We start from the raw sequence: 25,429 nt of genomic DNA on the forward strand, positions 1-25,429 counted from the left end.
CTTGGTTAACGGCTGCTATTCAAGAGGCGTGCCAAGCGGACCGGACGGTGCTGAGGGATGCGCATTTTCCGCAGCCTTGCGGGCCATGCGCTGCTGCGCGGCCTCGATCCGGTCGTCCACCGCAGCGCGGCGGCGTTCGGCTTCGGCGGCTTCGGCGGCGCGGGCATCGGCGGCCTCGCGCGCGCGGACGAGATCGGCTGCAGTGGCATCGGCGATGCGGGTGAGGCCAGCGACGAATTGCCGCGTCTGCCGCAGTTCGCCGCCATCGCGCGCATCGCTGCGCAGGCGATAGGCCTTGATCAGCGCGGCGGTGCGCGCTTCGAGACTGGCGACTTGTGCGAGGGCGCTTTCGGCGCGGGCAGCTTCGCCGAGCGCAGTCTGGCGGGCGATGCCGCGCAGGCGTTCGAGCCGGCGCAGGCGCTTGAGCTTGGCGCGGTCGGCGCTGCTCACGCGGCCATCAGTTCGGCAAGTTCAGCCACGCTGCGGTCCATGGGGACGACCTCGCGCTGGGGCTGGCTGAGGAACTGGGTTAACGCGCCGTGCATGGCGATGGCGCGGTCGAGCTGCGGATCGGCCCCGGCGCGGTAGGCGCCCATGAGCACGAGATCGCGGTTCGCCTCATAGTTGGCAATCAGCGCGCGGAAGGCGCGGGCATCGGCCTGGTGCAAGGGATCGACGATATCGTTCATCACGCGGCTCAGGCTCGCGGCGATGTCGATCGCAGGATACTGGCCGCGCTGCGCCAGATCGCGCGAGAGCACGACGTGACCGTCCAGAATCGCGCGGGCGGTATCGACGACGGGGTCGTCCTGATTGTCGCCATCTGCCAGCACGGTGTAGAGGCCGGTGACCGAGCCGCCGCTGGCCGCCGAATTGCCTGCGCGCTCGACCAGCTTGGTGATCGTGGCGAGCGCGGAGGGCGGGTAGCCGCGCGCGGCGCCGGGTTCGCCGAGCAGCAGCGCGATCTCGCGGCCGGCGTGGGCGACGCGGGTGAGGCTATCCATGATGAGCAGGACCTGATGCCCGGCGGCGCGGAAGTATTCGGCCATCGAGGTGGCGAGCATGGCGCCGCGAATGCGCAAGTTGGGCGCATGATCGGCGGGCACGGCGACAACCACGCTGCGGGCGCGGCGGGGGCCGGACATGTGCTTCTCGACGAAATCACTGACTTCGCGCGCGCGCTCGCCGATCAGGCCGACGATGACGATTTCAGCTTCGGTGCCGTGGGCGATCATGTCGAGCAGGACGGATTTGCCGACGCCCGAGCCCGCCATGACGCCGATGCGCTGGCCGACGCCGAAGGTGGTGAGCGCGTTGAGCGCGCGCACGCCGACATCGAAGGGGTCGCGCACGGGGGCGCGGTCCAATGCGCTGGTGCGCACGCCGCCCGAAGGCCATTCGGCGCGGGCGGCGATGGGCGGGCCGCCGTCGATGGGGAGGCCCTCGCCATCCACCGCGCGGCCGAGGAAGGCTTCGCCGACGGGGAGCATGCCAGGGCGGCCTTCGGGGCGCACACGCGCGCCGGGGCGCAGGAGGACCGTATCGCCGAGCAGCATCATCAGCATGCGTCCGGCGCGAAAACCGATCGTTTCGGCCAGCAGCGAGCCGGCACCATGCGCGATGCGGCATTGCGCGCCGATGGGGAGCGAAAGGCCGCTGACTTCGAGCAGGCCCCCATCGCAAGCAGTGACGAGGCCGTAGCGGCGCGGGGCGAAATCGGGCTGGGCTTCCTCGCAGCGGGCGAGGAGGGGGACTATGGTGCTTAGCATGAGGAAAGCGCATCGCTGAGGGCGCGCTGCCATGTGCCGGGGCCGTCCTCGACGCCGCCCGCGCTGCCCTCGATGCGCAGCGCGCCGCGTTCGAGGGCGGGGTCAGGTTCGAAGTGCCAGTCTTCGGGGAGGCGCGCGGCGAGCAGCGCGAGGTCTTCGGGGTGGAGGCGGATCACGCGCTCGTCTGCCGCGCGGGCGAGCATGCCGGCAGCGACCGTGACGCGGGCGGCGAGGGCATCGGCATCGGCGGCATACTCACCCAGCAACGGGGCGCAGAGCGCGAGGACCGTATCGCGCAGGCGCGATTCGAGCTCGCGCGTGAGGTCTGCATCGAGGCGGCCAAAGGCGATCTCGAGCTTGGCGCGGGCGGCATCCTGCGCGGCGAGCGCTTCGGTGAAGGCGGCTTCGGCATCGGCGGCGCCTTGTGCATACCCCGCGGCAAAAGCGCGCGTTTCGGGATCTTCCTCGGGCTCGGGCGGGGGCGGTTCGGATGGCTCGGCAAAAATGGGGGACTGTCCCCATTTATTGCGGCGCAGGAAGCCGGTGCTCCCGCCTCCGAGTTCGGCGAGCGAGAGCGCGCGGACCATCGTGCCTGGGGCGGCCTCAGACATAGTCGTCGTCGCCCGCGCCGAACACGATCGTGCCTTCGGCGGCAAGGCGGCGGGCGGCGGTGACCACGGCCTTCTGCGCCTCGACCACTTCGGCCATCTTCATGCGGCCGCGCGCATCGATCTCATCACGCACGCCTTCGGCAGCGCGGCTCGACATGGCGCGGAAGAAGCACTCGCGTTGTTCGGCACCGATGCCCTTGAGCGCGGCGATGAGCGTATCGGAATCGACTTCGCGGAGCAGCGAACCCATCGACTTGTCGTCGAGCACGAAGAGGTGCTCGAACTTGAACATCTCGTTCTCGATGGCCTTGGCGAGCTGTTTGTCCGCCCGCGCGATCTCGGGCATGACCCGCTTCTCGACCGTGCGGGCCGAAGCGTTGATGATGTCCGCCGCTTCGCGCGGGCCGCCCATGGTGAGCGCGGCGCTGCCGTGGCATTCGGTGATGCGCTGCGCGAGGAGGTCTTCGAGCATGGCGATGGCCTCGGGCGCGACGGGGCCCAGTGTGGCGATGCGCTGGACTACCTGAGGCTGGAGCGCTTCGGGGAGGGCATGGAGCACGCCGGCGGCGACATCCGGATCGAGCTGGACGAGGAGCACCGCGAGCGCCTGCGGATGTTCGCCCTGCACCAGCGGAACGAGCGCATGCGGAGTGAGCCAGCGCGCGAGTTCGAGGCTGGAGCCGGGGCGCGGCGCATCGGGGGCGATGCGCTGCATGAGGTTGTCGGCTTTGACGTCGCCCACCGCATGCGTCATCAGCTGGCGCACCTGACCAACACGGTCGTTGGCCCCGATGGTGACCTGCGCAGCATTGTCGACAAAGCTCTGCAGGGCCTGCGTGATCGCATCGGCGTCGATCTCGCCGATCTCGCACATCTTCGCGCCGAGCAGGCGCAGCTCGGCGGGTTCGAGCTGGGCAAGCAGTGCGGCGGCATGATCATCGTCGAGCAGCATCATCATGACGGCAGCGCGGGTAGGGCCGCTGATTTCGCCGCCGGTCTGGGCCTGGGCCTCGGTGGTCATTCCATTCCCTCGGGTGCGGGTTCGTTGAGCAACTGGCGCAGCGCGTTGAGCGCGTTTTCGGGTTGCTGGACCACGATGCGCTGGGCGACGCCGACCTGACGGCTGAGCGCATCGGGATCGATTTCGCCGGTCTCGGGATCGACGATCGGCTCGATCCGCTGGATCTTCTTGCGGCGGCGGCGGGCGGGGCTCTCGGCGTTGTCGCCCTCTTCGAGGGCCTCGCTTTCCTCGCCTTCGCTGGTGCCGGCGGAGTCTGCGTTATCCTTGACGATGACGGGCGCGGGATCGCGCTTCAGCGCCTTGATCAGCGGGCGCACGCCGAGCAGCAGGGTGAGCAGCACGGCGATGAGCGCCACGGCATTGCGCACGATCATCGCGAACCACGGGGTTTCCCAGAAGGCGGGCGGGGTGACGGCGACAGGGCTGAAATTGCGCACCACGACCGCGACCTGATCGCCGCGCGCGGTATCGGCACCGACGGCGGCGGCGACGAGTTGCTTGATCTGGTCGATCTCGGCGGGCTTGGCCTTGGCCATGATCGCGCCCGAAAGCGCGACGGCGACGGAAAGCCGCTTGATCTTGCCGGGCGTCTGATTGGTGACGGCGACTTCGCGGCCGAGTTCGTAAGTGCGCGCGGAGGAGCTTTCGCCGGTGGCGGACGGTGAGGGAGCAGGCGTGGGGCTCGCGCCCGGGGTGGGCGTGGCACCGGGCGCGCCGGGCTGGGCGGTGGTGGGGGGCGGCGGGGTGTTGGAAAGGACGCCGGGGACTCCAACTGCAGTGCCCACGCCCGCGCCTTGTGAGGCGGACTGCGTTTCGGAGCGGACCACGCCTTGCTTGTCATAGCTTTCGCGCGCGGATGTGAGCTGGTCCATATCGAGATCGACCTGGATCTCGCTGGAGAAGTTGCCTTCGCCGAGCATCGGCGTGAGCAGCTGCGAAACCTGGCTGCGCAGCTTTTCTTCCATGCGCGATTGCAGATCGAGCCGGTCGGTCTCGCCGGGCTTGGCCGAGGAGAGCAGGCGGCCGTGCTGGTCGATTACCTTGACCGCATCAACGGACAGGGAAGGCACCGAGCCTGCGACGAGATTGACGATGGCGCTGACCTGGCTGTCGGCCAGTTGGCGTCCGCGCGCGAGCTTGACCATGACCGAGGCGGTGGGGGCGGCGTTATCACGGACGAAAACGGACTTTTCCGGTTCGGCGAGGTGGACGCGGACGGCCTCCACGCCGTCGATCTGCATCACCGTGAGTTCAAGCTCGCGTTCGCGTGCGGCGAGGAGGCGTTCGCCCTCCAGCGTGCGGCTCGCGCCCATCGGCAATTTGTCGAGCATCTGCGCGCCGGTCTCGGGCGTGGCGAGCGCGCCATCGGAGGCAGCGACCATGCGTGCCTTGTACAGGTCGTTCTCGCCCACGGTGACCGCGCCGGTGGCGTTGTCGATAGTGTAGGCGATCGAGGCCTTGTCGAGCGCGGCGACGACTTGAGCGCGTTCACTGTCGTTGAGATCGCTATAGAGGATGCGCTGCGGCGCGGGGGCCATGGTCATGTAGAGCAGCGCGGTGAGGCCGGCGGCAGAGACGCCCGCAAACCATGGCAGCGCGCGGCGCATCGGCGGCTGACCAAGGAACGCGCCGGTGCGCGCGAGCATGCCGCCGCCTGCCGGATCGGTCAGCGGGGCGAAGAGCGAGAGACTGGGTGCGGTTGGATCGGCCATCTATCAGACCCCCATCCTCATGATGTCCTGGTAGGCGGTGAGCAGCTTGTTGCGCACCTGCAGCGTGGCCTCGAAGGCGACGCCGGCTTCCTGCCGGGCGAGCATGACCTTGGCGATGTCGGTCACCTCGCCCTTGTCGTAGCCTTCGCTGAGCTTCGAGGCGATTTCCTGTGACGCGTTCACGTTATCGAGCGCGGACTTGAGCGCCGAGGTGAAGCCGTTTGCAGGAGCTTCGGGCGCGGCCTCAGGTGCGCCGGACGCGGGCGTGCGCACCTGCTGGAGAAGCTGCGAGCGATCGATGATCTGCTGGCGCAGCGCCATGATCTGCTGGAGCCCCCCGGCTCCATTGATGCCCCCGATGCCGCTCATCGCCGGCTACCGGCCACGGCGATGCCGTTCTCGCGGAATTCGGCGAGGCGGTAGCGCAAGGTGCGTTCCGAAATGCCGAGCTTGCGCGCGGCGGCGACGCGGCTGCCGCCGCAGCTGTCGAGCGCGGCGAGGATGGCGCGGGTTTCGGAAAGCTGGACGATGTTGGAGAGCTTGCCGCCCGGAATTGTCGTCATGCCGGGTGCAGGGTCGGTGGCGACGGGATCGCTTGCCACGCGCACCGGGCGATCGAAGACGATGTGCTGCATGCCGATCTCGGGGGCGTCGCCCGCCAGAAGCAGCGCGCGGCGCATGACGTTTTCGAGTTCGCGCACGTTGCCGGGCCAGGCGTGAGCCTCGAGCATGGCCAGCGCGGCCTCGCCGATCCACGGAACTGTCCGGCCCGCAGGGACATGGCGCAACACCATCGCAAACGCGAGCGGGGCGATGTCGGCGGGGCGATCGCGCAGGGCGGAGAGTTCCAAGGGAAAGACGTTGAGGCGGTAGTAGAGGTCGGCGCGGAAACGGCCTTCCTCGACTTCGCTCGGCAGATCGCGGTTGGCGCAGGCGATCACGCGAACGTCCACCTTGACCGGTTTCGTCGCGCCGAGCGGCACGACTTCGCCTTCCTGCAGCACGCGCAAGAGCTTGGCCTGGAGCGCGAGGGGCATTTCCGCGATCTCGTCGAGCAGCAGAGTGCCGCCATGCGCGGCGCGGAAGAAGCCTTCCGCCGCAGCGTTCGCGCCGGTGAACGCGCCCTTCTGGTGGCCGAACAGCATGGCCTCGAGCATCGTCTCTGGCATGGCGGCGCAGTTGATCGCGATGAACGGTGCGGCGGCGCGCGGCGAGCGCAAGTGGATGAAACGGCTGAGCACTTCCTTGCCGGTGCCGGTGGGACCGTTGATGAGCACCGGGATCTCTGCCTGGGCGAGGCGTTCGGCCAGCGCGAGGACCGAGAGCGTTTCGGGATCGGCGGCGACGGGGCTGCCGGCGGGCGCGGCACAGGCGATCAGCGCGGCCAGCACGGCAGGATCGGCGCTGTCTGCATAAGCAAGATCGTGGCGGCCGCCGTGGCCGCGCGTGATGGCATTGCCGGCAGCGCGCGAGAGCAGCACGGTGCGATCGAACAGGCCGGGGGCGGGCGGCTCATCCGCGCCGCGCAAGGTGAAGGTTCCGGCAGGGGTGAAGCTGCCCAGAACCGAGCGGGCCCGTGCAAGCAAGGCTGCGTGCGGGGCGGGCGTGATGGCGGCGCTTCCTCCATTGCTGCGCGCTGCCTGCTGAATGTTCATGTTTCCAAACCCTGTTCGTGCTGGCGTCTTAACCATCGTGATGGGCTGTTTTTCGCGCGAAAACGTCAAGCGCTGCGAAACTTTAAGCTCCGCGTACGCCCTAAGGGCTACTACTTGGATCCGGCAGATCGCTGCCGACGCCCCCCTTAAACCCGGCAGGCTTTTGCCGGTCTTTGCCGTGGCTGCCGCGTCGATCCCCGACCGGCGTCAACCGGGGAACGACCCCTCTTAACGGAGACAGACCATGGCGGTTATCAATACCAACATCAGCGCGATCAAGGCGGCGAACGCCTCGAACAGCGCCTCGAAGATGGCTGGTCAGGCGATGGAGCGCCTTTCGACCGGCAAGCGCATCAACGGCGCGAAGGACGACGCTGCAGGCCTCGCCATCGCTACGACGATGACCTCGCAGATCAAGGGCATGAGCCAGGGCGTGCGCAACGCCAACGACGGCATCAGCATGGCGCAGACCGCGGAAGGCGCGCTGAACGAAGTGACCAACATGCTGCAGCGCGTCCGCGAACTGGCGGTGCAGTCGAAGTCGGGCACCTACCAGCAGTCCGACCGTGACGCGATGCAGTCGGAAGTCGGCAACCTCAACGCCCAGATCTCGGACGTGCTCAACAACACCAAGTTCAACGGCAACGCGGTGTTCTCGGTGGTCGGCGCAGCGCCGGCGGCTGACGGTTCAGACGACAAGACGGTCTCGATCCAGACCGGCGCCAATACCTCCGACACCGTTGACATCGTTTCGAAGGCATTCGATGGCACCAAGCTGTTTGGCGGCACGGATACGGCCTACGACTCGGCCTCGACGACCCAGGCGCTCGATGTTTCGTCGGCGACCAATGCTTCGACCACGATCGACAACGTCGATGCCGCGCTCGCCAACGTCAACTCGACCCGTGCGACGTTCGGTGCCGGCCAGAACCGCCTGGAATCGGCCGTCAACAACCTGAACGACAACATCACCAACCTGTCGGACGCGCGTTCGCGCATTCAGGACACCGACTATTCGGCTGAAACGACCGCGATGGCCAAGGCCCAGATCCTGAGCCAGGCTTCGACCGCGATGATCGCGCAGGCCAACCAGAGCCAGCAGAACGTGCTCTCGTTGCTGCGTTAAGCTTGCGCTCTTCCAGCACGCCCGTTCTCCACCGGGTGCGCACCTTGCCCGGCGATCCCTGCGCGGATCGCCGGGTTCTTGGTGTTCAGCGGGGCTTGAGCACCCGTGGCAGCGCAGCGCCGAGCACGTTGAGCATTTCCGAGATGTAGGTGCTCGAATTGGCTTCGAACTCGGCGTGGGTGATGCGGTCTGCGCCTTGCGCGCCAAAGAGGACGACTTCATCGTCCAGCCGCGCGTCGCGGTGCTCGGTGACGTCGACCATGAGCGTGTTCATGGTGACGCGCCCGACGACGGGCGCGCGGCGGCCGCGGATGAGGACTTCGGTGTGGTTCTTGCCTTCCGCCGGGAATTCGGGCCGGTTGGAATGGCTGAAGCTGCGGCGAAGGCCGTCCGAATAGCCGATGGGCACGTTCGCCAGCCAGCTCTCACGCTCCAGCCGGAAGGTGCGGTCGTACGCCACGGTCTGGCCGGCAGGATAATGGTTTACGGCAGCGATGCGCGACTTGATCGTCGAGACGGGGACGAAAGCGCTGGTCTTGACCGAGCCGAGATCGCCATAAAGCGCGCCGCCGACGCGGACCATGTCGAGCCGGGTATCGGGCTGGGTGAGCGTGGCGAAGGTATTGGCGGTGTGGCGCGTGAACCCATCCGTCTTCAGGCCTTCGCCTTGCAGCCACGCGAGGTCTTCCTTGTAGCGGGCGAGTTGGCCAAGGATGTCTGCCGCTTCCTCGCTGGGAAAATGCGTCATCGCGCCCGCGATGCGCAGGCGTTTGAGCGCGAGCATGGCGCGGGCATCGGCCTTGCCGTAATCGGTGGAAAGCTCGACCCCGTTGCGCGACATGCCGCCCGCATTGAGCGCGAGGTGGACGGGGAGCGGGAAGCGCGGGCGGCGCTGGCGCCAGAGCGCTTCGAGCCGGGCGGCGGCCTCGGCATTGCCGATCAGTTCGACAAGGCCGGTGCCCATGGCATCTTCCATTTCCTCCGGCGCGGCGAGGCGGATGCGGTAGAGCCTCCCGCGATAGCCCAGCTGGCGCGCGACGCGGGCTTCATCGTTGGAGGTGATCGCGACATCGGTGATCCCGGCCTTGATGACCGAGGGGATGAGGAGCGCGATGCCATTCCCATAGGCGTCCGCCTTCATCACCGCGCAGATGCGCGAAGGGCCGACGATCTTGCGCAAGGTGGCGATATTGGCCGTGAAAGCCGCTGCATCGACTTCGATCCACCCATTGCGCCGCTGCGCCTGCGCAAGGGTGAGGCCGAAGTTCGTGGCGGAGAGGATCGGCGCGGCAGCGGCGCGGGTGGCGGCAAGCACGGCGCCGGCGGCTCCAGCGGCGAGGAAATTGCGGCGATGCATCAGGGTTGACCCCGCTTGAGGAAGCGGCCGGGCCAGGTGCCGGTGGGCTTGCCATCGGCGTAGACAAGCTTGCCGTTCACGATCACGCGCGAAACGCCGGTGGCGAGCGCGGCGGAATCGCCCACCTTGGCATGATCGGTGATGGTGGCGGGATCGAACAGCACGAGATCGGCCTTGTAGCCAGCCCGGATCACGCCGCGCCCGGCGATGCCCAATTGCTCGGCGGTTTGCCCGGTCATCTTGTGGATGGCTTCGGGCAGCGTCAGGACATGCTGCTCGCGAACATACTGGCGCAGGATCTTGGCCATTGCGCCCGCGCCGCGCGGGTGGCGCGAGCCGATCATGCCATCCGAGCAGACCACGCTGTGCTTCCACGCGAGGAATGCCGCCACGTCCGCCGGGGCCATGGCGGTGCCGATCACCGATTCCCCGCCGCCCGCATCGGGGTGCGCCTTTTCCCAATCGAGCGCGCGGTTGATCAGCCAGAGGTAGGTGACCGCCGGTTCCTCTTTGCGCGCTGCGGCGATCTGGCCGATGGTCTGGCCCTCGAACGCGGGCTCTGCCGCGTAGTAATCGAGCAGCATGCCTTCCGGCGTGGAGAGGTGGGTGAGCGCGAAGCGGGCAGCGGCGAGATCGGTGAAATCGCGCTTGGGGAACATGACGGTCAGCGTCGAATGCCAGTACTCGTAGGGGTAGACGTCCGCCGTCACATCGATGCCGCGGGCGCGGGCGGCGTCGAGCTTGGCCAGCACCGCTTTCGCCTGCCCCCAGCGGTCAGCGATGCCGAGCTTGAGGTGCGAGATCTGCACCGGCAGCTTCGCCTTTTCGCCGATATCGAGCAGTTCATCGAGCGCGGCATCGAAGGCGACGTCCTCGCTGCGCATGTGACTGATATAGCGCCCGCCGCCGGCCGCTGCAGTGCGGGCGAGATCGACGAGTTCGGCGTGATCGGAATAGATGCCGGGATCGTATTCAAGCCCGCTGGAGAGGCCGAGCGAGCCCGCCTTGAGATCGGCGGCGAGGAGCGCCTGCATCTTGGCGAGTTCGGCGGGGGTCGATGTGCGCTTGTAGTCCGCGCCCATGGCAGAATCGCGCAGCCAGCCGTGGCCGGTATAGGCCGCGACATTCATTGCGGCAGGGCGGGCGGCGTATTTGGCGGCGAGTTCGGCAAAGGGGCCGTGGCTGCCGCCGTCCTGCCCGACGACGATGGTGGTGACGCCTTGGGCCAGCAGCGTGGGCATGCTGCGATCCTTGTAGTCACCGCTGTCGTGATGGCTGTGCGCATCGATGAAACCGGGCGCGAGCGCGAGGCCCTTTGCCGCGATGACGGTCTCGCCCTTGCGCGGCTTCAGCGCGCCGATGGCGAGGATGCGGTCGCCCTCGATGCGGACGGAGACCTTGCGGGACGGCGCGCCGGTGCCGTCATAGACGGCCGCGCCGGTGATGAGCGTGGATGCGGCGGCGGGCGATGCCAGTGCCAGTAGGGCGGCGATGGCTGCCCTCGCAAATCCTGTCTGCATTGCCGTGTTCCCCCTGCTGAGCCCCGATACAGGCTAGGCGGGGTGGGGGCCGGGGTGCAAGGGGTTTGGGGGTGGGAGGATAGCCACGTTGAAAGGCCTGCTAGGGCAAAATGTGAATCCGGTTGGGCTATAGATCAAGTCGCAGCGCGAAAGTCCCAGAAATGTTCATTTCGAATAAAAAAATTGCTTTGTTCGGGAGTTCTATATGAAAATCTGAAAAAGAACTGGACTGACCAATAAGTTCTAATCCGTTGAAATGCATATCCGCCAAAATGAACAAATTACCCTCGATATCATTGTCAATCGTAGCTTTGACTCCAAATAAGGTCGGCATCATAGCGCAGTTCGGAACGAAAAAACCCGTTGAGGATTCGAAAATTGTAGGGTTATAAGATTTTTTTGAAATAAAACGGTCAGATGTTTCTAGCCATATCTCGTCAATGCCTATCAGACGCATTGCTTCCCCATTTGGGATTGTTGCAACTCTAAATCGGGCGTACGCTGAGATGCGGCCGTCCTCGTCGCGAGCAACATCCCCTTCTTCGATCCGGAGTTCAAGGACGTTGCCGAGTAAATCGATTTGTTGTTCCATTTCGGTGAACTGGGGTAGGTTCGTCCTAAAATGATCCGTGAAATCGGTTTCATTAACGGAAATCTTATAGTCATAATATTCAAGTGTATAAGAACTTGTTAGAATTTTTGCATGGGACTTAAGCCCATCGCATAGTTTCAATTTTTTATCGTATTCAACTCTACAGTGAAGGGCTAGGTTTATTGGAGAAAGAATGTTTTCAATTTCATGGAATCGATCATCTATTTCTGAAATCGGAACCAAAATTATTGGGTCTACGTCAGGACCTGATAATGTTTCGTACACTCTAATTTCTAGGCCGTTGCATATGACGAAATAGTTTGCGCCGACCTGTGCATGGGCGGCGTATGAATGGGCTTGTTCAATTTCACGTTTTGTAATGTCAGTCCGGCCCGACTTGGCTTCAATTATGAAACTACCACGAGCGCCTTTCAGGCCGGCGCGATAGTCTGGATAGCCAACTGGCACATCTTTTTTCGAACGATGCCCGATATGAATGTAGGGATACGCTAGTTTTTCTTCAAGAATAAGGTAGGTATTATTTTGATTATGATAACCCAATGAGCGAACTATTGGATCTATAATGTGAAACCTTACGCTAGCTTCATTATAGTCTGGAGCCTCTACAGCGACCGAATTACCGATGACGTTCATCCCGTACTCCAATCAAATGCGCGTATCTCATGATCATGCACAATACAGCCTGCCGCACATACGTCATCATGTAACCGTGGAATGTTCGATGTTTAGTCGCCTAACAGCTTTTGATTTCCACGAGGCAAATTGATTTTGCTAAAAGTTGCTATCTCCGCAGCCACACCCACCCCTCCACCACCGCTTCACAGCGGTCCCCCTCCCCGTTGCGGGGAGGTGTCTCAGTTCATCAGCAGGATGCTCATCCGCCGGTTGCGCGGGTCGGTGGGGTTGTCCGCGATCAGCGGCTCCTGATCGGCGACGCCTTCGATGCGGCGGAAGCGGCCTTCGGTGACGCCGCTTTTCATCAGGGCGAGGCGGGTGGCTTCGGCGCGGCCGGCGCTGAGGGACCAGTTGTTGGCGGGGTCTCCGGGGCGCCATTGCAGTGCATCGGTGTGGCCGCGCACGGTGAGGCCGCCCGCGTCGGGGCCAAGCGCCTGGCCGATCGCGCGGACGAGTTCGGCGGCTTCGGGGGTGAGGATCGTGGTGCCGAGGCGGAACATCGAGAAATTGGCATCGTCCATCAGATCGAGGCGGATGCCTTCGGGCGTCTGCGAGACGTGGACCTGCCGGGCGAGCTTGCGCAAGGTCGCGTTCCCCGCCAGCGTCTGCTGGAGCCGCTGCTGAAGGCTGGCGGTCCGTTTGGCCTTGGTGCCGCCATCCTTGGGGCCGCCGGTGGCATCGCGCGGGATCGTCAGCGTCTTGGTGCCGGTCTGGCCGGCGCGGTACTGGTAGCTGTCGGCTTCGGTGAGCGAGGAACCACCGAGCAGGCCATAGGAACCCGCGCTGCCCTTCTTCATCGTCACCAGCGTGGGGGTGAAGTAATCCGCGATGCCCTTGCGCTGCTTCTCGGTCGTCGCGCCGAGCAGCCACATGAGCAGGAAGAACGCCATCATCGCGGTCACGAAGTCCGCATAGGCGACCTTCCACGCGCCGCCGTGGTGGCCGCCCGCGACGACGGTGACTTTCTTGACGATGATCGGGCGAACCGGCTCGTTCTTGCCCTTGGGAGATCGTGCCACGGGCTATCTTCCGCGCAGCGCGTCGAGCAGTTCGGAAAGGCCGGGGCGGAACGAATGGCCGAGGCCCGAGCGCGCGCTTTCGACGACAAGGGGCTGCGGCCAGCCGTGCAAGCTGGCGATGATCACCTGCTTGACCGCCTGGAAGATCATCTCATCCTGATCGAGCACCTGCTTGAGGCGGCCCGCGAGCGGGGCGACGATGCCATAGGCGAGCAGCACGCCCATGAACGTGCCGACCAGCGCCGAGCCGATCATCGCGCCGAGGACCGAAGGCGGCTTGTCGATCGAGCCCATGGTTTTCACCACGCCGAGCACCGCCGCGACGATACCCAATGCGGGGAGCGCGTCCGCCAGGTTTTGCAGGGCGTGCTGCGGCTCGCTCATTTCGTGGAAATGGGTCTTCATCGCGTGGTCCATCACATCCTCGACGGCGTGGACCTCGAGCGTGCCCGAGGACACGACGATGAGCGTGAGCGTATCGCAGATCAGGCCGACGAGCGGCTTGTTGGCAAGGATCCTGGGAAACTCGGCGAAGATCGGCGAGTTGGCGGGATCGGTGACATGGCTTTCAAGCGCAACGGGGCCGTCGCTGCGCAGGATCTTCATGAGCCGCGTGCACAGCACGATGGCATCGACGTGATCCTGCTTGGTGTGCCTGGGTCCCTTGAACACTTTGCCGAGCCCGCCGCCGATGGCTTTCAGTTCATGGAGCGAATTGCCGGCCACCACGGCACCGAGCGCCGCGCCGCCGATGATCAGCATTTCATGCGGGATGGCCTCCATGACCGGGCCGAGCGCGCCGCCGGTGATGGCGAAGCCCCCGAACACCATGACGAGGAGAATGACGATACCGATGGCAGCATACATGGTGAGGTTTATCCCGGTGGGTCAGCGCAGGAAATCGAACAGCGAGAGATTGGCGAGCTTGGAGAAGCTGGCCTGGCTCGCTTCGAGCACGGTGGAGAGCTGCTGCAGGCGGGCAAGCGCAGAGCCCAGTTCGGGCGCGCCGATATCCTCTTGCTGCGAGGCGCGAGCCTCGCTCATCGCCTGCTGGCGTTCGGTGGACATGTCGATCCAGCTGAGCCGCGAGCCGACCACGGTCTGCGCGGTGGTGATGGCATCAAGGCCATTGGCGAGCGAACCCAGCGCGGTCTGCGCAGTGGCGGCGGTGCTGGCCGCGCCCCCCGCAAGCGCATCGGACAGCGACTTGATGACGGTCATGAGGTCGGTCGGGTTGCCTGCCGGGTCCTTGAACGAGAGGAATTCGGGGCCTGTGAGGCTGCGGCTGACGGTCTGGCCATCGCCGAGCGAAAGCTGCCCGGCACTGCCGCTGCCGATATACTGCGCGGCGCCGGTGGAGGCGTTGATCTGGTAGGCATCGCCCGCGCTGTCACCGCCGAACAGGGCACGGCCCGCGCTGTCACGCGAGTTGGCGAGGCCGACGAGGCCCTTGTGGATTTGCCCAAGTTCCGAGGCGATGCTGGCGCGCTGCGCGGCAGGCAGGAGCGTGGAGGCGGCCTGCGTGGCCAGTTCCTGCGCGCGCGAGACGTAGGTTGCGAACTGGTTCAGCGCGGTATCGGCAAGATTGAGATCGGTCGTTGCGCGGTTGGTGGCGGCGGCATCGATCGTGCCGATCGCTTCGGCGCGGGCGAGCGCGCGCAGCTGCGAGGCCGCCAGCGGATCGTCGGACGAGCGGGTGATCTTGCTGTTCGAGCTGATCTGGTTCTGCAGCTCTTCCGCCTGTCCGCGCAGCGCCGAAAGGTTCTGCGTCGAACGTTCATAAAAGGCCGAAGTGCTGGTGGCGAAGATGCTCATGAAGTGCCTACCGGATCTGGAGCAGCGAATCGAAGATCGAAGCGGCTACCTGCATGACCCGGCCCGAGGCCTGAAACGCCTGCTGGTAGCGGACGAGATTGACGCCCTCGGCATCGAGATCGACGCCGGTCTGGGCGGACAGCGCGGTCTTGGCTGCGTCCGAGATCGTGGCGAGCGCATCGCGCGTGACGGTGCGGCCGGAGACGGTGGCCGAGATATCGAAGAGGATCGCATCCATCCGGCCCGCCGGATCGGCAGCTGCCAGCGCGGTGCGCATCGCATCGAGATTGCTGGCATCGCGGCTGTTCTTCGGCGCGCTGGCGGGGGCGGTGGCGATCTTTGCGGGATCGCTGGTGGCAAGCGCGATGGTCGCGGCGCTGCCTCCGGTGAGGAGAGCGGCGCCCGCAGCACCGGTGCGATCGGTGCCGCCGCCATTCGCAGCATTGACCTTGGTCACGATGGTATCGGCAAGATCATCGAGATCGGTGTGAAGCTGCGCCAGCTTGCCGAGCGCAAGCTGCTGGCCGGCGAGCGAGCCCCCCGCGAGCGTCAGCGCAGCGCCATCGAGCGTGTAGGCGACGGTACCGCCCGAAGCCGTGGTCATGGCAAGGGTGCGGGTGGCACCGCCGCTGACGAGCGGATCATTGGTGGCCGTGCTGCCGAGCGTGACCGTGACGCTGCCGTCCGGCGCGAGGGTCGTGTTCACGTCGCCATACTGGCTGAGGTCGGCGAGGAGCTTGTCGCGCTGATCGAGGAGCGCGGTCTGGTCGGAGCTCGCGTCCGCCGCGCGGGCAAGGCGCAAGTTGGTGCGCGCGAGTTCGCCGGCGATGCGGTTCACTTGCGTGACGCCGTCTGCGGCCTGGAACTGGAGGCCCTTGCCGACTGCGTCCAGCTCCTTGGAGGCGATCTGGAAGGTGGCAGCCATCGTGCGCGCGGCCTCGATCACCGAGGCGCGGAGCGAAGTATCGACCGGGTCTTCCTGCAGCTTCTGCAGCGCGGCATCAAAGCCGGTGATCGCGGGGTAGACGCCGGATTGTTCGAGCGCGGATTCGATGTTGCCGAGTCCGTTCACTTCGACATTGGCGCGCGCGGTGTCCGATCCGGTGCGGCGCACTTCGCTCTGGCGGAAGGCATCGGCGTTGCGCAGGATCTTTTCCACCCGCACGCCCGAAAGCGAGACGTCGCGCACGTTCTGGTTGTAGCCGGTGGAGGCGACTTCAGTGAGGCCGATCGTGCGGCGGACATAGCCCTCCGTCGCCGCGTTCGAGATGTTCTGCGCGGTGACATCGAGCGCGGTGCGTGCAGCCTTGGCGCCGGAGAGGCCGATGGAAAGGAGATCGGAAGCCATCTGGCTTAGTCCTTTCCGGCCGGATTCGTAGACGGCAGCAGGCGCGCGAACTGCGCTTCAAGCTGCTTGGCGAGGCCGAAGGCGCCGGTCTGCGCGGCGATGTCCGCGAAGCGTTCGTCGCGCATTGAGGCGAAGGTTTGCTGCGCCTGGCCGCCGAACAGGTCGTCCTTGCCAGCGAGGCTGGTGGAGCGCGCGGCGGCGAGCATCTGGCGCACGAAGATCGCCTCGAAGCCCTGCGCCGCCTTCTTGAGCGCGGCGCGATCAGTGGCTGAGGGGGTCTGCGGCGTGGCGGCCAATGTGGGGTTGAGCGGGCTCATATCACCTCCATCTCGGCGCGCAGTGCGCCGGCCTGCTTGAGCGCCTCGAGAATGGCGACGAGATCGGACGGGGTAACGCCGAGCTTGTTGAGCGCATCGACAAGGCTGGAGAGCGAGGCGCCGGGCTTGAACAGCGCGACATGGGCCTGGCCTTCCTCGACGTTGATCTGGCTTGCTGGGGTGACCACGGTCTGGCCGCGGCTAAGAGGGCCGGGCTGCGAAACCTGCGGCTTCTCGTCGATCTTCACGACGAGCTTGCCGTGGCTGATCGCGGCGGGGGAAAGGCGGACGGCTGAATTGATCACGACCGTGCCGGTGCGGCTGTTGACGATGACCTTGGCGGCAGTCTCGGCCGGTTGCACTTCGATCATCTCGATCGAGGCCATCATCGTCGCGCGCGTGTCGGTCGCGGCGGGGAGGCGGATGGCGAGGGTGATGCCATCCTCCACCGTGGCGGCGCCGGGGAAGCGCGCGTTGACCGCGTCGCGCACGCGGCTGGCGGTGAGGAAATCGGCGTTGAACAGATTCCAGCGCAGCACGTCGCCGCTATCGAAGCCGGTGGCGACCGCGCGTTCGACGCTGGCGCCTTCGGCGATGCGGCCCACGGTGGGGACGTTGACTGTGAGCTGGCTGCCGTCCTTGCCGGTGATGCCGAGGCCGCCCACGGCAAGGTTGCCTTGCGCCATCGCGTAGATCTGCCCGTCCGCGCCGTAGAGCGGGGCGAGGATCAGCGCGCCGCCGCGCAAGGACTTGGCCTTGCCGATGGTCGAGATGGTGACGTCGATGCGCTGGCCGGGCTTGGCAAAGGCGGGGAGATCGGCGGTGATCATCACGGCGGCGGCGTTCTTGAGGCCGGGGGAGATGCCCTGCGGCAGCTGCACGCCGAGCCGGCCCGAAACGCCGCGCATCGCCTGCGTGATGTATTCGAGGTTGTCGTCACCCGTGCCGGGCAGGCCGACGACGACGCCGTAGCCAGTGAGCTGGTTGGTGCGCACGCCCTGGAACGCGCCGAGATCGCGCACGCGGTCTGCATGCGCGGGCGCGGGGGCTAGCACAATTGCCGCGAGGAGGGCTGCGAGGCCGCGAAGGAGCGAGGCGCGCGCCATGATCAGAACGGGTTGATCACGCTGAAGAACTTCGACAGCCAGCCTTCACGGCTGGCGCGGCCGATCGAGCCGTTGCCGGTGTAGGTCACGCGCGCATCGGCGACCTGGGTGGAGCGCACGCGGTTCTCCGCATCGATATCGCCGAGGCGGACGATGCCGGAAACTTGCACCCATTCCTGGCCCTGGCTCAGCAGCAAGCGCTTTTCCCCTACAACGAGCGCCGTGCCATTGGGGCGGACTTCGGCGATGGTGACGGATACCTCGCCGCCGAGCGTGCTCGTCTGCGTGGCATTCCCCTGTCCGTTGAACGACGAACCGCCCGAAGCTTTAAGGGCGTTGGGATCGAGGAAGGACAGCGGCCCGGCGCTGGGCGGGACCACGTTGAAGGCGCCGTTCTTCTGTGTCTTCGAAGCGGCGGTCTTCGACGCATTGAGGTTTTCGGTGAGGATGATCGTCAGCGGATCGCCCACGGCATGCGCGCGGCGGCCCTCGACGAGACCGATATAGCCGGTCGAAACGTTGAAGATCGCACCGTCTGCCGGGCGCGGTGCGGGCGCCTGGGGCAGCGCAGGGGCGAAGCCTTCGGCCGGGCGCGTCGGGCGTCCGTGCGCCTTGCCGGACGGCGCGATCGCGGCGATCACCACGGCCGGCGGCACGAGCAGGCACACCAGCAGGCGCAGGCCGAGCGGCTTGCCATCGACAGACGCGCGGAAGGCAGCTTCGAAGGGAGAGTCCATCATGATGAGGTTGTCCGTCAGAGAGTCTGGTTGGCGTTCTTGAGCATTTCGTCGACCGCCGAGATCATCTTGGAATTGACCTCGTAGGCGCGCTGGGTCTCGATCATGTCGACCAGTTCCTCGACGACATTGACGTTCGAGCTTTCGAGAAAGCCCTGCCGGATGCGCCCGCGCCCGACTTCGCCGGCCACGCCGATCTGCGCGGCGCCGCTGGCGGCGGTTTCGGTGAGGAAGTTGTCGCCGCCCGCCGCAAGGCCCGCCGGATTGGCGAAGCTGGCGATGGTGATCTGGCCGAGCTGCGAGGGTTCCGCCGCGCCGGGCAACGTGGCCGAGACAGTGCCATCGGGCGCAATGGTGATCGAGTTGGCGCCTTCGGGGATCGTGACCGGCGGCTGCACGACATAGCCTTGCGCGGTGACGAGCTGGCCTTCGGCGGAGCGGCTGAAATTGCCCGCGCGGGTATAGGCGAGCTGGCCGCCCGGCAGCGTGACCTGGAAATAGCCTTCGCCATCGAGCGCGAGATCCAGCGCATTGTTGGTCGTTTGCAGCTGGCCCTGCGTGGCGATCCGCGTGGTCGACTGGATGCCGACGCCCGTGCCGAGATTGAGCCCGGTGGCATAGGCGGTCTCGCCCGAGGACTGCTGCCCGGCGGTGCGCGCATCCTGATAGGCCATGGTCGCGAAGTTGGCGCGATCGCGCTTGAAGGCGGTGGTGCCGACGTTCGCGAGATTGTTGGCGATCACGCGCATCCGCGTGTCCTGGGCTTCGAGGCCGGTGCGGGCGACGTGAAGGGCGGAAGAAGGCATTGGGTCAGGTCCTTGGTTTTGCGGGGGCTATCAGGTGAGGCGCATGAGGCCGGCGCCGCCTTCATCGAGCTCGCGCGCGGTGGAGATGAGCTTGGTGCGCATGTCGAACAGGCGCTGCGCCTCGACCATTTCAACGAGCACGCGGGTTGGCTCGACGTTCGATTGTTCGAGGCTGCCCGTCTGGAGCCGGGCTTCCTCATCCGCCGGAAGCGCGCCGCTACCGGGCACACGGAAGAGGCCATCGAGCCCCTTCTCGATGCGCGAGCCAGCGGTGCTGACGAGCTTGAGGCGGCCGACTTCCTGCGGCGGCTGGTCGGGTGCTTCGGGCAAGGCGGCCAGCACGCGGCCATCGGGGGCGATGGTGATCTTCGCGCCGGGCGGCACGGTGACCGGCCCCGCATCGCCGACGACCGGACGGCCATCGCCATTGGTGAGCACGCCGGTGGCATCGACCGCAAGATCGCCGCGCCGGGTATAGGCTTCCTCGCCGTCCGCGCCCTGCACGGCCAGCATGGTGGGGCCGGTGAGCGCGACGTCGAGCGGATTGCCCGTCTCGATCACCGCGCCCTGCTTCATGCTGGCGCCGCGCACTTCGCCGCGCGTCATCGCGCGCGCTTCGATGCTGGGGCCTTTCAGCGTCATCGGATCGGCGTTCAGCATCTCGGCGCGAAAGCCGATGGTCTGCGCGTTGGCCATGTTGCTGGCGATCACCGCTTGCGTGACCATCGAACCGGTGAGGCCGGAGTAGGCGGTGTAGATCAGGCGGTCCATTTCAGATCAGCCTCAGGTGCGCAGGTTGATGATGGTCTGCGAGATCTGCGTGGCGGTATCGATCGCCTTGGCATTGGCCTGGAAATTGCGCTGCGCGGTGATCAGGCCGACCAGTTCCTCCGAGAGATCGACGTTCGAGCGTTCGAGCGCGCCCGAAAGGATGCCGCCGTAGAAGCCCGAATCCGGTTCGCCATAGGTGGCGGTGCCGGAAATGCCGGTGGCACTCCAGCTCGCCGAGCCTTCCTGGCGAAGGCCGCCCGGTGCGAGGAACGTGGCAAGCGCGAGCTTGCCGACTGCAACGTTGCTACCATCGGCGTAAGAGGCCGTGATCACGCCGTTCTTGCCGACAGCGACGCCCGCAAATTGCGCGCCCGCGGTGTTGGCGGCCGGAATCTGCACCGATCCAGGGGTGGTGCTGGTAACGGCCCCGGCGGCGTCGGTGGGGAAGGCCTGCAGGCGGTTGCTATTGCCGCGCACGAGATAGCCATTCTCGTCGATCTCGAAGCTGCCGTTGCGGGTGTAGAGCGTATCGCCCGAGACCGCCGAGGTGGTGGTGAAGAAGCCGTCACCGCTCACGACGAGATCGAGCGCGTTGCCGGTCTGCTCGACCGGGCCCTGCTTGAAGTTCTGGTTGATCGCCTCAACCGTGGCGCCGATGCCGATCAGAAGCTTGGGATTGGTGAAGGCGCTGCCCGCGACGATATCGGAGAAGGCGACGCTGCTCTTCTTGAACCCGTTGGTTTCGGCATTGGCGATGTTGTTGCTGATCACGCCGAGATCCGTCTGGGCGTTCTTGAGGCCGTTGAGCGAGGTGTAGAACGACATTTACAGGGTCCTTTCGGTTGGCAGGGTCAGAGCTTCTGGCCGCTGAGCTTGTCGAGTTTGCCTTCGATCGATTTCAGCGTGTCGCTGGTGCTGTTCGCCGCCGAAAGGCTGGAGAACTGGGCTAGCTGGGCGATCATCTGGCTGTTGTCGACCGGCGCGGTCGGGTCCTGGTTCTGCAGCTGCGCGGTGAGCAGCTTGATGAAATCGTTGGCGCCCAATGAGCCCCACGAGTTCTTGGCAGTGGTCGTGGTGGCTTTGGCGGCGGAGGTGGTCGCACTTGCGGCGGCGTAGGGGTTCACGGCTGTCATCACTTCATCCTCATCGTTTCGAGCATCAGCTGCTTGGCGGTCTGCATGGCCTCGACCACGTTCTGGTACTGGCGGGCACTTTCCATCATCTCGACCAGCTCGGCGTTCTCATCGACCGGGGCTTCCCAGACATCGCCGTTGGCATCAGCGAGCGGGTGATCGGGATCGTGCATGCGCACCGGGGCGGCATCGCTGCGGTAGACGCCCGCAACGCGCACGGTGGCGAGGCCGCTCGAGCGGTCGAGTTCCTCCGCGAACACCGGACGCAAGGGCCGATAGGCCGCGTCCTGGCTGGCGGCGACATTGCCGGCATTGGCAAGGTTGGAGGCCGAGGCGTTCATCCGCACGAGCTGCGCCGACATGGCGCGGGCGGTGACGTCGAACAGCGAGAGGGGCTGACCGCTTCCTGCCATCGTCATTCGCCCTTGATCGCGCGGGTCAGCGTTTCGACCCGGCCGCGGATGAACGAGAGCGTGGCGGAGTAGCCCACCGCGTTTTCGGCAAAGGCGGTCTGCTCGGTGGCCATCTCGACCGTGTTGCCATCGAGGCTGGGCATGACCGGCATGCGGTAGCGCGTCGCGGCGGACAGGGCCTGCGCCTCGCTCGCGCCGCCGGTGCGCGCCTTCAGCGCGGCGGTGAAATCGATGTCCTTGGCCTTGTAGCCGGGGGTGCCCGCGTTCGCGAGGTTGGAGGCGAGGAGCCCCATGCGCTGCGAACGCAAGGTCAGCGCCGCGCCGTGGATGCCGAAGAGAGTGTCGCTCATGGTCTGTGGCCTAGAAGACGGTTTTTCCTGCCATGGGATCAGCAAGGGGCGTGCCAACCGCGCAAATCCTGCCGGTTGGCGGGGGCAGCCGATGCCCCATCGGCAAGCGCTTGCCGGGTGGCGGCAAAATGCTTCCTATTGCTCTGAAGTCCGGACGCGGGCTGCCGTTCTGGGATGACGAAGGAGCGAGGCAGGCAGCGATGGACTTGGCGCATATGCTCGACCCCGTGGCGGCGGGCATTGTCATCGGCGGAACGCTGGGGGCGACCGCCCTGCGCAGCGGCGTGGCAGATTGCCAGGCCGCGGTGGCGGCGCTGGGCGCGCTGCAGCGACCACGCTTTCGCGGCGATCTGGTGCGCGGCGCGCTCGCGCCGATGGTCGCGCAAGCCGAGCGCGAGGGCTTGCTGCGGACAAGCCTGAGGCCAAGCGGCGATGGCGCGATCGATGCGGCGCTGGCCGCGCTCATCCAGACCCGCAGCCTTGCCGCCTTCGTGAGCAGCGATGATGCCGCGCGCGAAACCCGCGTGGCATGCGCGCTGCGCGCCGTGCGCACGCTGGCACTGGGGGCGGAGCTGTCCCCGGTGTTCGGCCTCGCCGGAACGCTCGTTTCGCTCAGCCAGCTGCCGGCCGAGGGCCTCGCGCGCGGGGCCTTCATGGGCGCGATCTCGATGGCGGTGCTCACCACGCTTTATGGCCTCTTGCTCGGCAATCTGGTGCTCGCGCCGCTCTCGCGCGCGGTGGAGCGTCGGGTGGAAGCGGAGGAAGCGGCGCGGCGCGAGATCGCCGACTGGCTGATCGCGAAGTTCGCCCCGGCTTGTCCGCCGGTGCAGGCGGGTGGCGGCGCGGCAAGGCGCGCCTACTTGCGCGAGGTGCCATGACTGCACCACCGCACGGGCTTTATGGCGCGCCAATTGCGATGCCGTGGCAGACGATCCTCGCCGATCTGGCGCTGATCTTGTTCATGATGACGGCGGCCGCGCTGGCCAATGCGCCCGATGGGCCGCTGCTGCCGAACGGTCCGAAGCCGGTGCCCCAGTCGCGCCCGCCTGCGCCGTCGGCGCGCGGTGAGCCGGTCGGTGTGTGGCGCGATGGGCCGGGATCGCCCGGCCTCGCCGAATGGCTGGCGCAGCAGGCGCGCGACCCGCGGCTGAGGGTTTCGATCCTCGTGCGCCATGTGCCGGGTCACGAGCGGGCAGCGCTGGCGCGCGCTGAGGCGCTGATGGCCAAGGCGGGTGTGCGCGGCGCGGGGGCACGGATCGTGATCGAACCGGGCGGCGAGGACGGCGCAAGCGTCGTGCTGGCCTATGATGCGGAGTGAGGTGGCATGATGATTGCAGCGATGGGGGCCTTGCTCCCTCTTGCGAAAGCCCTCTGCGATGGCCGCTCTTCGACCTGCTCTCCTTGCCGCATTGATGCTGGCCCCGCTTCCGGCGCTCGCGGCACCGCTCACCGACCTTGCTGCGATCGACATGGCGGTTGCGGCCTTTACCGGGCAGCAGATCGGCGTGCCGGGCGGCGCGGCGCAGCCGGTGGACCGGCGGCTGCGGCTGGCGGCGTGCAGCGCTCCGCTGGCGCTGTCCTGGTATGGCTCGGCGGAGACGAGCGTGCTGGTGCGTTGCCCCGACGCAGGCGGCTGGCGCGTCTTCGTGCCGGTGAGCGCGGCGCGGGCGGTGCCGACGGCGGCGCCCGCAGCCATGGCCGTGATGCGCGGCGAGGGGGTGACGGTAAGCGTGGCAGGCGATGGCTTCACCGTCTCGCAGCCGGGCGAAGCGCTCGAAGCCGGTGCGGTGGGCGCGTGGATCCGCGTGCGCACGGCGGCCAAGGCCGATCCGCTGCGCGCCCGGGTGGTGCGGCCCGGGCTGGTCGAACTTCCGGTGGATTGAGGGCCGAGGCGGCTGAGCGCTGCCGCTTGCTGCCGCATCCTGCAAAATTTTTCCGCCCCCGCTTAAACTTTCCCTGCAACGGCCGTTCTGGTTTGCAGGAAACGCGAGGAGCGGACCATGTCATCCTTTGAAATCGGTGCAGCGCGCCCGGTCAGCGCGGTGCCAGTTGCAGGGCAGGTCAATACTGTTGGGCAGGCCACCAAGCCCGTCCAGACCGAAGCCACGGCTGAAACCCCCAGGGCACCGGCACCGGCTGCCGCCGCAGCTGCGCCGCAGGTGGAAACCAGCGATGCGGTGAAGGCGGGCGCTGCCCCGGTCGACCGGGAGCGGGTCTCGACGATCCGCCATGCCATCGAGACCGGTACATACCCCGTGCTCCCGACCAAGATCGCCGATGCGATGATCGCGGCCGGGATGCTGCTGAGGAGCCCCAAGTGAGTGCAGTTGTCGATACGGTGCAGCCGATCCGTCGTCCGATCGATCTGCGCGATACCTTGCGGCAGATGCTGGCCGTTCTGGAAGACGAGCGGCAGGCGCTTGCCGGGCTCGACGTCGACGCGATCATGGGCTGCGCGGTGGACAAGAACGCCCTGTGCGGACGCCTCGACACGACCGCGCCCGAGGCGATCGACGAGGAATGCCGGGGCCTGCTGGAAGCTGCGCGCCGCGTGAACGAGGCCAATCGCCGCGTGCGCAACCTGATTGCAGCCAACGTTTCGGCGCGTCTCGATGCGCTGACGGGCCAGCCGGCGCTCTACCGTGCGCAGGCGCCCCATGCCCGGATCATCCGCGCGCGCTGATTTGGCACGCAGCTTGCTGAAGACCTTCCGGCTGCCGTGTGACGGCAGTGCGGAAAGGGACCCAAGTGAGCGAGCCTTCGACGATTGCCACAACGCCAGTGCCGCGTCCCGCGCCCGATGTGAGGGGCGCGATTGCGCGTGCGGCGGCGGCGACCGGCACCGACTTCTCCTATCTCATGGCGCAGGCTCGGCTCGAATCCGGGCTCGATCCGCAGGCGCGCGCCGCGACATCGAGCGCGGCGGGGCTCTATCAGTTCACCGGGCAGACCTGGCTTTCGATGCTCGACAAGCATGGTGCGGAGCTTGGCATTTCCGGCACGGGGGCTGCGTCTTCGCGCGCGCAGCTCCTTGCGCTGCGCTCCGACCCAGAACTTTCCGCGCTGATGGCGGGGCAGCTTGCCAATGACAACCGCGATTTCCTTTCCGGCCTGCTTGGCCGCGATCCCGATGCGAGCGAGCTCTATCTGGCGCACTTTCTCGGCGCGGAAGGAGCCGGGCGGTTCCTCGGCGCACTGGAGAGCAACCCGGCGCAAAGCGCGGCAGCGCTGCTGCCCAAGGCGGCGGCGGCCAACCGGGGCATCTTCTTCGGGCCCGGCGGCGCGCGTTCGGTGGGTGAGGTGATGGACCTGCTGCGCGGGCGGATGACAGCTGCGATGAACGCGCCGGACGGCCCGCTGCCTGCCTATGCCGCCGCATCCGAAGCACCGCGCGGCGGGCCGATCCAGCAGGCGTTCGATGCGGCAAATGGCCCGCAAACGCGCTCGATGGCCGATACCTTGCGCGAGGCTTTCGCGCTTGCGCAGCCGGGCGCGGCTCCCGCGCATGTGCGCGCGGCCTATGGCCAGCTGCGCAGCCTGGGGATCTGACCGGCC

General features: G+C 66.6%; 30 protein-coding genes. 7 read left to right on the top strand and 23 right to left on the bottom strand.

Annotated features, from left to right (window positions below; genetic code table 11):
• Positions 1 to 15: 15 nt before the first annotated feature.
• The 7 genes from Q0071_RS07245 to Q0071_RS07275 are packed head-to-tail and all read right to left on the bottom strand — an operon-like array spanning position 16 to position 6,768.
• Positions 16 to 450 (bottom strand): hypothetical protein, encoded by a 435-nt coding sequence (locus Q0071_RS07245; RefSeq protein ID WP_298166795.1) that lies wholly within the window; start codon positions 448 to 450, stop codon positions 16 to 18.
• Positions 447 to 1,769: a FliI/YscN family ATPase gene (locus Q0071_RS07250; protein WP_298166797.1), complete on the bottom strand. Its 1,323-nt coding sequence runs from the start codon at positions 1,767 to 1,769 to the stop codon at positions 447 to 449. Before Q0071_RS07250 ends, Q0071_RS07245 begins: the two co-directional genes overlap by 4 nt.
• On the bottom strand, positions 1,763 to 2,380 hold the full coding sequence (locus tag Q0071_RS07255; RefSeq protein ID WP_298166799.1) for a FliH/SctL family protein: 618 nt from the start codon (positions 2,378 to 2,380) through the stop codon (positions 1,763 to 1,765). Before Q0071_RS07255 ends, Q0071_RS07250 begins: the two co-directional genes overlap by 7 nt.
• A complete protein-coding gene (gene fliG / locus Q0071_RS07260; protein WP_298166800.1) occupies positions 2,373 to 3,401 on the bottom strand; it encodes a flagellar motor switch protein FliG in 1,029 nt (342 codons plus the stop codon). Before fliG ends, Q0071_RS07255 begins: the two co-directional genes overlap by 8 nt.
• Positions 3,398 to 5,113 carry a flagellar basal-body MS-ring/collar protein FliF gene (gene fliF / locus Q0071_RS07265; protein WP_298166802.1) on the bottom strand — a complete coding sequence of 572 codons (1,716 nt, stop codon included), beginning with the start codon at positions 5,111 to 5,113 and terminating at the stop codon, positions 3,398 to 3,400. The genes fliG and fliF overlap by 4 nt, the downstream gene beginning before the upstream one ends.
• A 3-nt stretch (positions 5,114 to 5,116) precedes the next feature.
• The gene (gene fliE / locus Q0071_RS07270) at positions 5,117 to 5,482 is read right to left on the bottom strand and encodes a flagellar hook-basal body complex protein FliE (RefSeq protein WP_298166804.1); all 366 of its coding nucleotides are present in this window, start codon (positions 5,480 to 5,482) and stop codon (positions 5,117 to 5,119) included.
• Positions 5,479 to 6,768: a sigma 54-interacting transcriptional regulator gene (locus tag Q0071_RS07275; protein WP_298166806.1), complete on the bottom strand. Its 1,290-nt coding sequence runs from the start codon at positions 6,766 to 6,768 to the stop codon at positions 5,479 to 5,481. Before Q0071_RS07275 ends, fliE begins: the two co-directional genes overlap by 4 nt.
• 244 nt (positions 6,769 to 7,012) lie before the next feature.
• Between Q0071_RS07275 and Q0071_RS07280 the strand changes: the two genes are divergently transcribed.
• Positions 7,013 to 7,894 (top strand): flagellin, encoded by an 882-nt coding sequence (locus Q0071_RS07280; protein ID WP_298166808.1) that lies wholly within the window; start codon positions 7,013 to 7,015, stop codon positions 7,892 to 7,894.
• A gap of 85 nt (positions 7,895 to 7,979) precedes the next feature.
• Here Q0071_RS07280 and alr read toward each other — a convergent pair whose 3' ends face one another.
• The 16 genes from alr to flgB all read right to left on the bottom strand — a co-directional run bounded on the left by alr (position 7,980) and on the right by flgB (position 21,874).
• Positions 7,980 to 9,251, bottom strand: a complete 1,272-nt coding sequence (gene alr / locus Q0071_RS07285; RefSeq protein WP_298166810.1) for an alanine racemase — start codon at positions 9,249 to 9,251, stop codon at positions 7,980 to 7,982.
• A complete protein-coding gene (locus Q0071_RS07290; RefSeq protein WP_298166812.1) occupies positions 9,251 to 10,771 on the bottom strand; it encodes an amidohydrolase family protein in 1,521 nt (506 codons plus the stop codon). The genes alr and Q0071_RS07290 overlap by 1 nt, the downstream gene beginning before the upstream one ends.
• Before the next feature lie 127 nt (positions 10,772 to 10,898).
• Complete coding sequence (locus Q0071_RS07295) at positions 10,899 to 12,017, bottom strand: type I restriction enzyme HsdR N-terminal domain-containing protein (protein ID WP_298166814.1); 1,119 nt, start codon at positions 12,015 to 12,017, stop codon at positions 10,899 to 10,901.
• 221 nt (positions 12,018 to 12,238) lie between these two features.
• Positions 12,239 to 13,078 (bottom strand): flagellar motor protein MotB, encoded by an 840-nt coding sequence (locus tag Q0071_RS07300; RefSeq protein ID WP_298166816.1) that lies wholly within the window; start codon positions 13,076 to 13,078, stop codon positions 12,239 to 12,241.
• Between the two features lie 3 nt (positions 13,079 to 13,081).
• Positions 13,082 to 13,945, bottom strand: coding sequence for a flagellar motor stator protein MotA (motA, locus tag Q0071_RS07305; RefSeq protein ID WP_298166818.1), 864 nt, complete (start codon positions 13,943 to 13,945; stop codon positions 13,082 to 13,084).
• 21 nt (positions 13,946 to 13,966) lie between these two features.
• Positions 13,967 to 14,893: a flagellar biosynthesis protein FlgL gene (locus Q0071_RS07310; RefSeq protein WP_298166820.1), complete on the bottom strand. Its 927-nt coding sequence runs from the start codon at positions 14,891 to 14,893 to the stop codon at positions 13,967 to 13,969.
• A 7-nt stretch (positions 14,894 to 14,900) separates the two neighbouring features.
• Positions 14,901 to 16,241 (bottom strand): flagellar hook-associated protein FlgK, encoded by a 1,341-nt coding sequence (gene flgK / locus Q0071_RS07315; protein WP_298166822.1) that lies wholly within the window; start codon positions 16,239 to 16,241, stop codon positions 14,901 to 14,903.
• Positions 16,242 to 16,246: 5 nt separating this feature from the next.
• Positions 16,247 to 16,558, bottom strand: coding sequence for a rod-binding protein (locus tag Q0071_RS07320; RefSeq protein ID WP_298166824.1), 312 nt, complete (start codon positions 16,556 to 16,558; stop codon positions 16,247 to 16,249).
• On the bottom strand, positions 16,555 to 17,664 hold the full coding sequence (locus tag Q0071_RS07325; RefSeq protein ID WP_298166826.1) for a flagellar basal body P-ring protein FlgI: 1,110 nt from the start codon (positions 17,662 to 17,664) through the stop codon (positions 16,555 to 16,557). The genes Q0071_RS07320 and Q0071_RS07325 overlap by 4 nt, the downstream gene beginning before the upstream one ends.
• 2 nt (positions 17,665 to 17,666) lie before the next feature.
• The gene (locus Q0071_RS07330) at positions 17,667 to 18,404 is read right to left on the bottom strand and encodes a flagellar basal body L-ring protein FlgH (RefSeq protein ID WP_298166828.1); all 738 of its coding nucleotides are present in this window, start codon (positions 18,402 to 18,404) and stop codon (positions 17,667 to 17,669) included.
• Between the two features lie 14 nt (positions 18,405 to 18,418).
• The gene (gene flgG, locus Q0071_RS07335) at positions 18,419 to 19,207 is read right to left on the bottom strand and encodes a flagellar basal-body rod protein FlgG (protein ID WP_298166831.1); all 789 of its coding nucleotides are present in this window, start codon (positions 19,205 to 19,207) and stop codon (positions 18,419 to 18,421) included.
• A 30-nt stretch (positions 19,208 to 19,237) separates the two neighbouring features.
• Positions 19,238 to 19,978, bottom strand: a complete 741-nt coding sequence (gene flgF / locus Q0071_RS07340; RefSeq protein WP_298166833.1) for a flagellar basal body rod protein FlgF — start codon at positions 19,976 to 19,978, stop codon at positions 19,238 to 19,240.
• A 12-nt stretch (positions 19,979 to 19,990) separates the two neighbouring features.
• Positions 19,991 to 20,803: a flagellar hook-basal body complex protein gene (locus Q0071_RS07345; protein WP_298166835.1), complete on the bottom strand. Its 813-nt coding sequence runs from the start codon at positions 20,801 to 20,803 to the stop codon at positions 19,991 to 19,993.
• Between the two features lie 26 nt (positions 20,804 to 20,829).
• Positions 20,830 to 21,111 carry a flagellar hook capping FlgD N-terminal domain-containing protein gene (locus Q0071_RS07350; protein WP_298166837.1) on the bottom strand — a complete coding sequence of 94 codons (282 nt, stop codon included), beginning with the start codon at positions 21,109 to 21,111 and terminating at the stop codon, positions 20,830 to 20,832.
• Positions 21,111 to 21,530, bottom strand: coding sequence for a flagellar basal body rod protein FlgC (gene flgC / locus Q0071_RS07355; RefSeq protein ID WP_298166839.1), 420 nt, complete (start codon positions 21,528 to 21,530; stop codon positions 21,111 to 21,113). The genes Q0071_RS07350 and flgC overlap by 1 nt, the downstream gene beginning before the upstream one ends.
• Positions 21,527 to 21,874, bottom strand: coding sequence for a flagellar basal body rod protein FlgB (gene flgB / locus Q0071_RS07360; RefSeq protein ID WP_298166841.1), 348 nt, complete (start codon positions 21,872 to 21,874; stop codon positions 21,527 to 21,529). Before flgB ends, flgC begins: the two co-directional genes overlap by 4 nt.
• A gap of 200 nt (positions 21,875 to 22,074) precedes the next feature.
• On the opposite strand from flgB, the gene Q0071_RS07365 reads away from it, so the two are divergent.
• From Q0071_RS07365 to Q0071_RS07390, 6 genes are all read left to right on the top strand, one after another.
• A complete protein-coding gene (locus Q0071_RS07365; RefSeq protein WP_298166843.1) occupies positions 22,075 to 22,752 on the top strand; it encodes a MotA/TolQ/ExbB proton channel family protein in 678 nt (225 codons plus the stop codon).
• Entirely contained in the window at positions 22,749 to 23,192 is a 444-nt protein-coding gene (locus Q0071_RS07370; protein WP_298166845.1) for a hypothetical protein, read from the top strand. Before Q0071_RS07365 ends, Q0071_RS07370 begins: the two co-directional genes overlap by 4 nt.
• 94 nt (positions 23,193 to 23,286) lie before the next feature.
• Positions 23,287 to 23,757, top strand: coding sequence for a flagella basal body P-ring formation protein FlgA (locus Q0071_RS07375; protein ID WP_298166847.1), 471 nt, complete (start codon positions 23,287 to 23,289; stop codon positions 23,755 to 23,757).
• A gap of 117 nt (positions 23,758 to 23,874) precedes the next feature.
• Positions 23,875 to 24,195 (top strand): flagellar biosynthesis anti-sigma factor FlgM, encoded by a 321-nt coding sequence (flgM, locus tag Q0071_RS07380; RefSeq protein WP_298166849.1) that lies wholly within the window; start codon positions 23,875 to 23,877, stop codon positions 24,193 to 24,195.
• 65 nt (positions 24,196 to 24,260) lie between these two features.
• Positions 24,261 to 24,557, top strand: coding sequence for a flagellar protein FlgN (locus tag Q0071_RS07385; protein WP_298166936.1), 297 nt, complete (start codon positions 24,261 to 24,263; stop codon positions 24,555 to 24,557).
• Positions 24,558 to 24,622: 65 nt separating this feature from the next.
• Positions 24,623 to 25,423, top strand: a complete 801-nt coding sequence (locus Q0071_RS07390; RefSeq protein WP_298166851.1) for a lytic transglycosylase domain-containing protein — start codon at positions 24,623 to 24,625, stop codon at positions 25,421 to 25,423.
• Positions 25,424 to 25,429: the final 6 nt, after the last annotated feature.

It is taken from the genome of Novosphingobium sp., assembly GCF_027486195.1.
In the GTDB taxonomy this organism is placed as follows: Bacteria; Pseudomonadota; Alphaproteobacteria; order Sphingomonadales; family Sphingomonadaceae; genus Novosphingobium.

What these genes read in the sequence shown, in the direction of transcription:
- Q0071_RS07275 (WP_298166806.1), bottom strand. Translation starts at nt 6,768, where the DNA reads ATGAACATTCAGCAGGCAGCGCGCAGCAATGGAGGAAGCGCCGCCATC.
- flgG (WP_298166831.1), bottom strand. Translation starts at nt 19,207, where the DNA reads ATGCCTTCTTCCGCCCTTCACGTCGCCCGCACCGGCCTCGAAGCCCAG.
- Q0071_RS07255 (WP_298166799.1), bottom strand. Translation starts at nt 2,380, where the DNA reads ATGTCTGAGGCCGCCCCAGGCACGATGGTCCGCGCGCTCTCGCTCGCC.
- Q0071_RS07250 (WP_298166797.1), bottom strand. Translation starts at nt 1,769, where the DNA reads ATGCTAAGCACCATAGTCCCCCTCCTCGCCCGCTGCGAGGAAGCCCAG.
- motA (WP_298166818.1), bottom strand. Translation starts at nt 13,945, where the DNA reads ATGTATGCTGCCATCGGTATCGTCATTCTCCTCGTCATGGTGTTCGGG.
- Q0071_RS07330 (WP_298166828.1), bottom strand. Translation starts at nt 18,404, where the DNA reads ATGATGGACTCTCCCTTCGAAGCTGCCTTCCGCGCGTCTGTCGATGGC.
- fliF (WP_298166802.1), bottom strand. Translation starts at nt 5,113, where the DNA reads ATGGCCGATCCAACCGCACCCAGTCTCTCGCTCTTCGCCCCGCTGACC.
- fliE (WP_298166804.1), bottom strand. Translation starts at nt 5,482, where the DNA reads ATGAGCGGCATCGGGGGCATCAATGGAGCCGGGGGGCTCCAGCAGATC.
- flgB (WP_298166841.1), bottom strand. Translation starts at nt 21,874, where the DNA reads ATGAGCGACACTCTCTTCGGCATCCACGGCGCGGCGCTGACCTTGCGT.
- Q0071_RS07295 (WP_298166814.1), bottom strand. Translation starts at nt 12,017, where the DNA reads ATGAACGTCATCGGTAATTCGGTCGCTGTAGAGGCTCCAGACTATAAT.
- Q0071_RS07325 (WP_298166826.1), bottom strand. Translation starts at nt 17,664, where the DNA reads ATGGCGCGCGCCTCGCTCCTTCGCGGCCTCGCAGCCCTCCTCGCGGCA.
- Q0071_RS07375 (WP_298166847.1), top strand. Translation starts at nt 23,287, where the DNA reads ATGCTGGCCCCGCTTCCGGCGCTCGCGGCACCGCTCACCGACCTTGCT.
- Q0071_RS07310 (WP_298166820.1), bottom strand. Translation starts at nt 14,893, where the DNA reads ATGAGCATCTTCGCCACCAGCACTTCGGCCTTTTATGAACGTTCGACG.
- Q0071_RS07290 (WP_298166812.1), bottom strand. Translation starts at nt 10,771, where the DNA reads ATGCAGACAGGATTTGCGAGGGCAGCCATCGCCGCCCTACTGGCACTG.
- Q0071_RS07370 (WP_298166845.1), top strand. Translation starts at nt 22,749, where the DNA reads ATGACTGCACCACCGCACGGGCTTTATGGCGCGCCAATTGCGATGCCG.
- flgF (WP_298166833.1), bottom strand. Translation starts at nt 19,978, where the DNA reads ATGGACCGCCTGATCTACACCGCCTACTCCGGCCTCACCGGTTCGATG.
- Q0071_RS07385 (WP_298166936.1), top strand. Translation starts at nt 24,261, where the DNA reads ATGCTGGCCGTTCTGGAAGACGAGCGGCAGGCGCTTGCCGGGCTCGAC.
- flgK (WP_298166822.1), bottom strand. Translation starts at nt 16,241, where the DNA reads ATGGCTTCCGATCTCCTTTCCATCGGCCTCTCCGGCGCCAAGGCTGCA.
- alr (WP_298166810.1), bottom strand. Translation starts at nt 9,251, where the DNA reads ATGCATCGCCGCAATTTCCTCGCCGCTGGAGCCGCCGGCGCCGTGCTT.
- Q0071_RS07350 (WP_298166837.1), bottom strand. Translation starts at nt 21,111, where the DNA reads ATGACAGCCGTGAACCCCTACGCCGCCGCAAGTGCGACCACCTCCGCC.
- Q0071_RS07365 (WP_298166843.1), top strand. Translation starts at nt 22,075, where the DNA reads ATGGACTTGGCGCATATGCTCGACCCCGTGGCGGCGGGCATTGTCATC.
- Q0071_RS07280 (WP_298166808.1), top strand. Translation starts at nt 7,013, where the DNA reads ATGGCGGTTATCAATACCAACATCAGCGCGATCAAGGCGGCGAACGCC.
- fliG (WP_298166800.1), bottom strand. Translation starts at nt 3,401, where the DNA reads ATGACCACCGAGGCCCAGGCCCAGACCGGCGGCGAAATCAGCGGCCCT.
- Q0071_RS07345 (WP_298166835.1), bottom strand. Translation starts at nt 20,803, where the DNA reads ATGTCGTTCTACACCTCGCTCAACGGCCTCAAGAACGCCCAGACGGAT.
- flgM (WP_298166849.1), top strand. Translation starts at nt 23,875, where the DNA reads ATGTCATCCTTTGAAATCGGTGCAGCGCGCCCGGTCAGCGCGGTGCCA.
- flgC (WP_298166839.1), bottom strand. Translation starts at nt 21,530, where the DNA reads ATGACGATGGCAGGAAGCGGTCAGCCCCTCTCGCTGTTCGACGTCACC.
- Q0071_RS07320 (WP_298166824.1), bottom strand. Translation starts at nt 16,558, where the DNA reads ATGAGCCCGCTCAACCCCACATTGGCCGCCACGCCGCAGACCCCCTCA.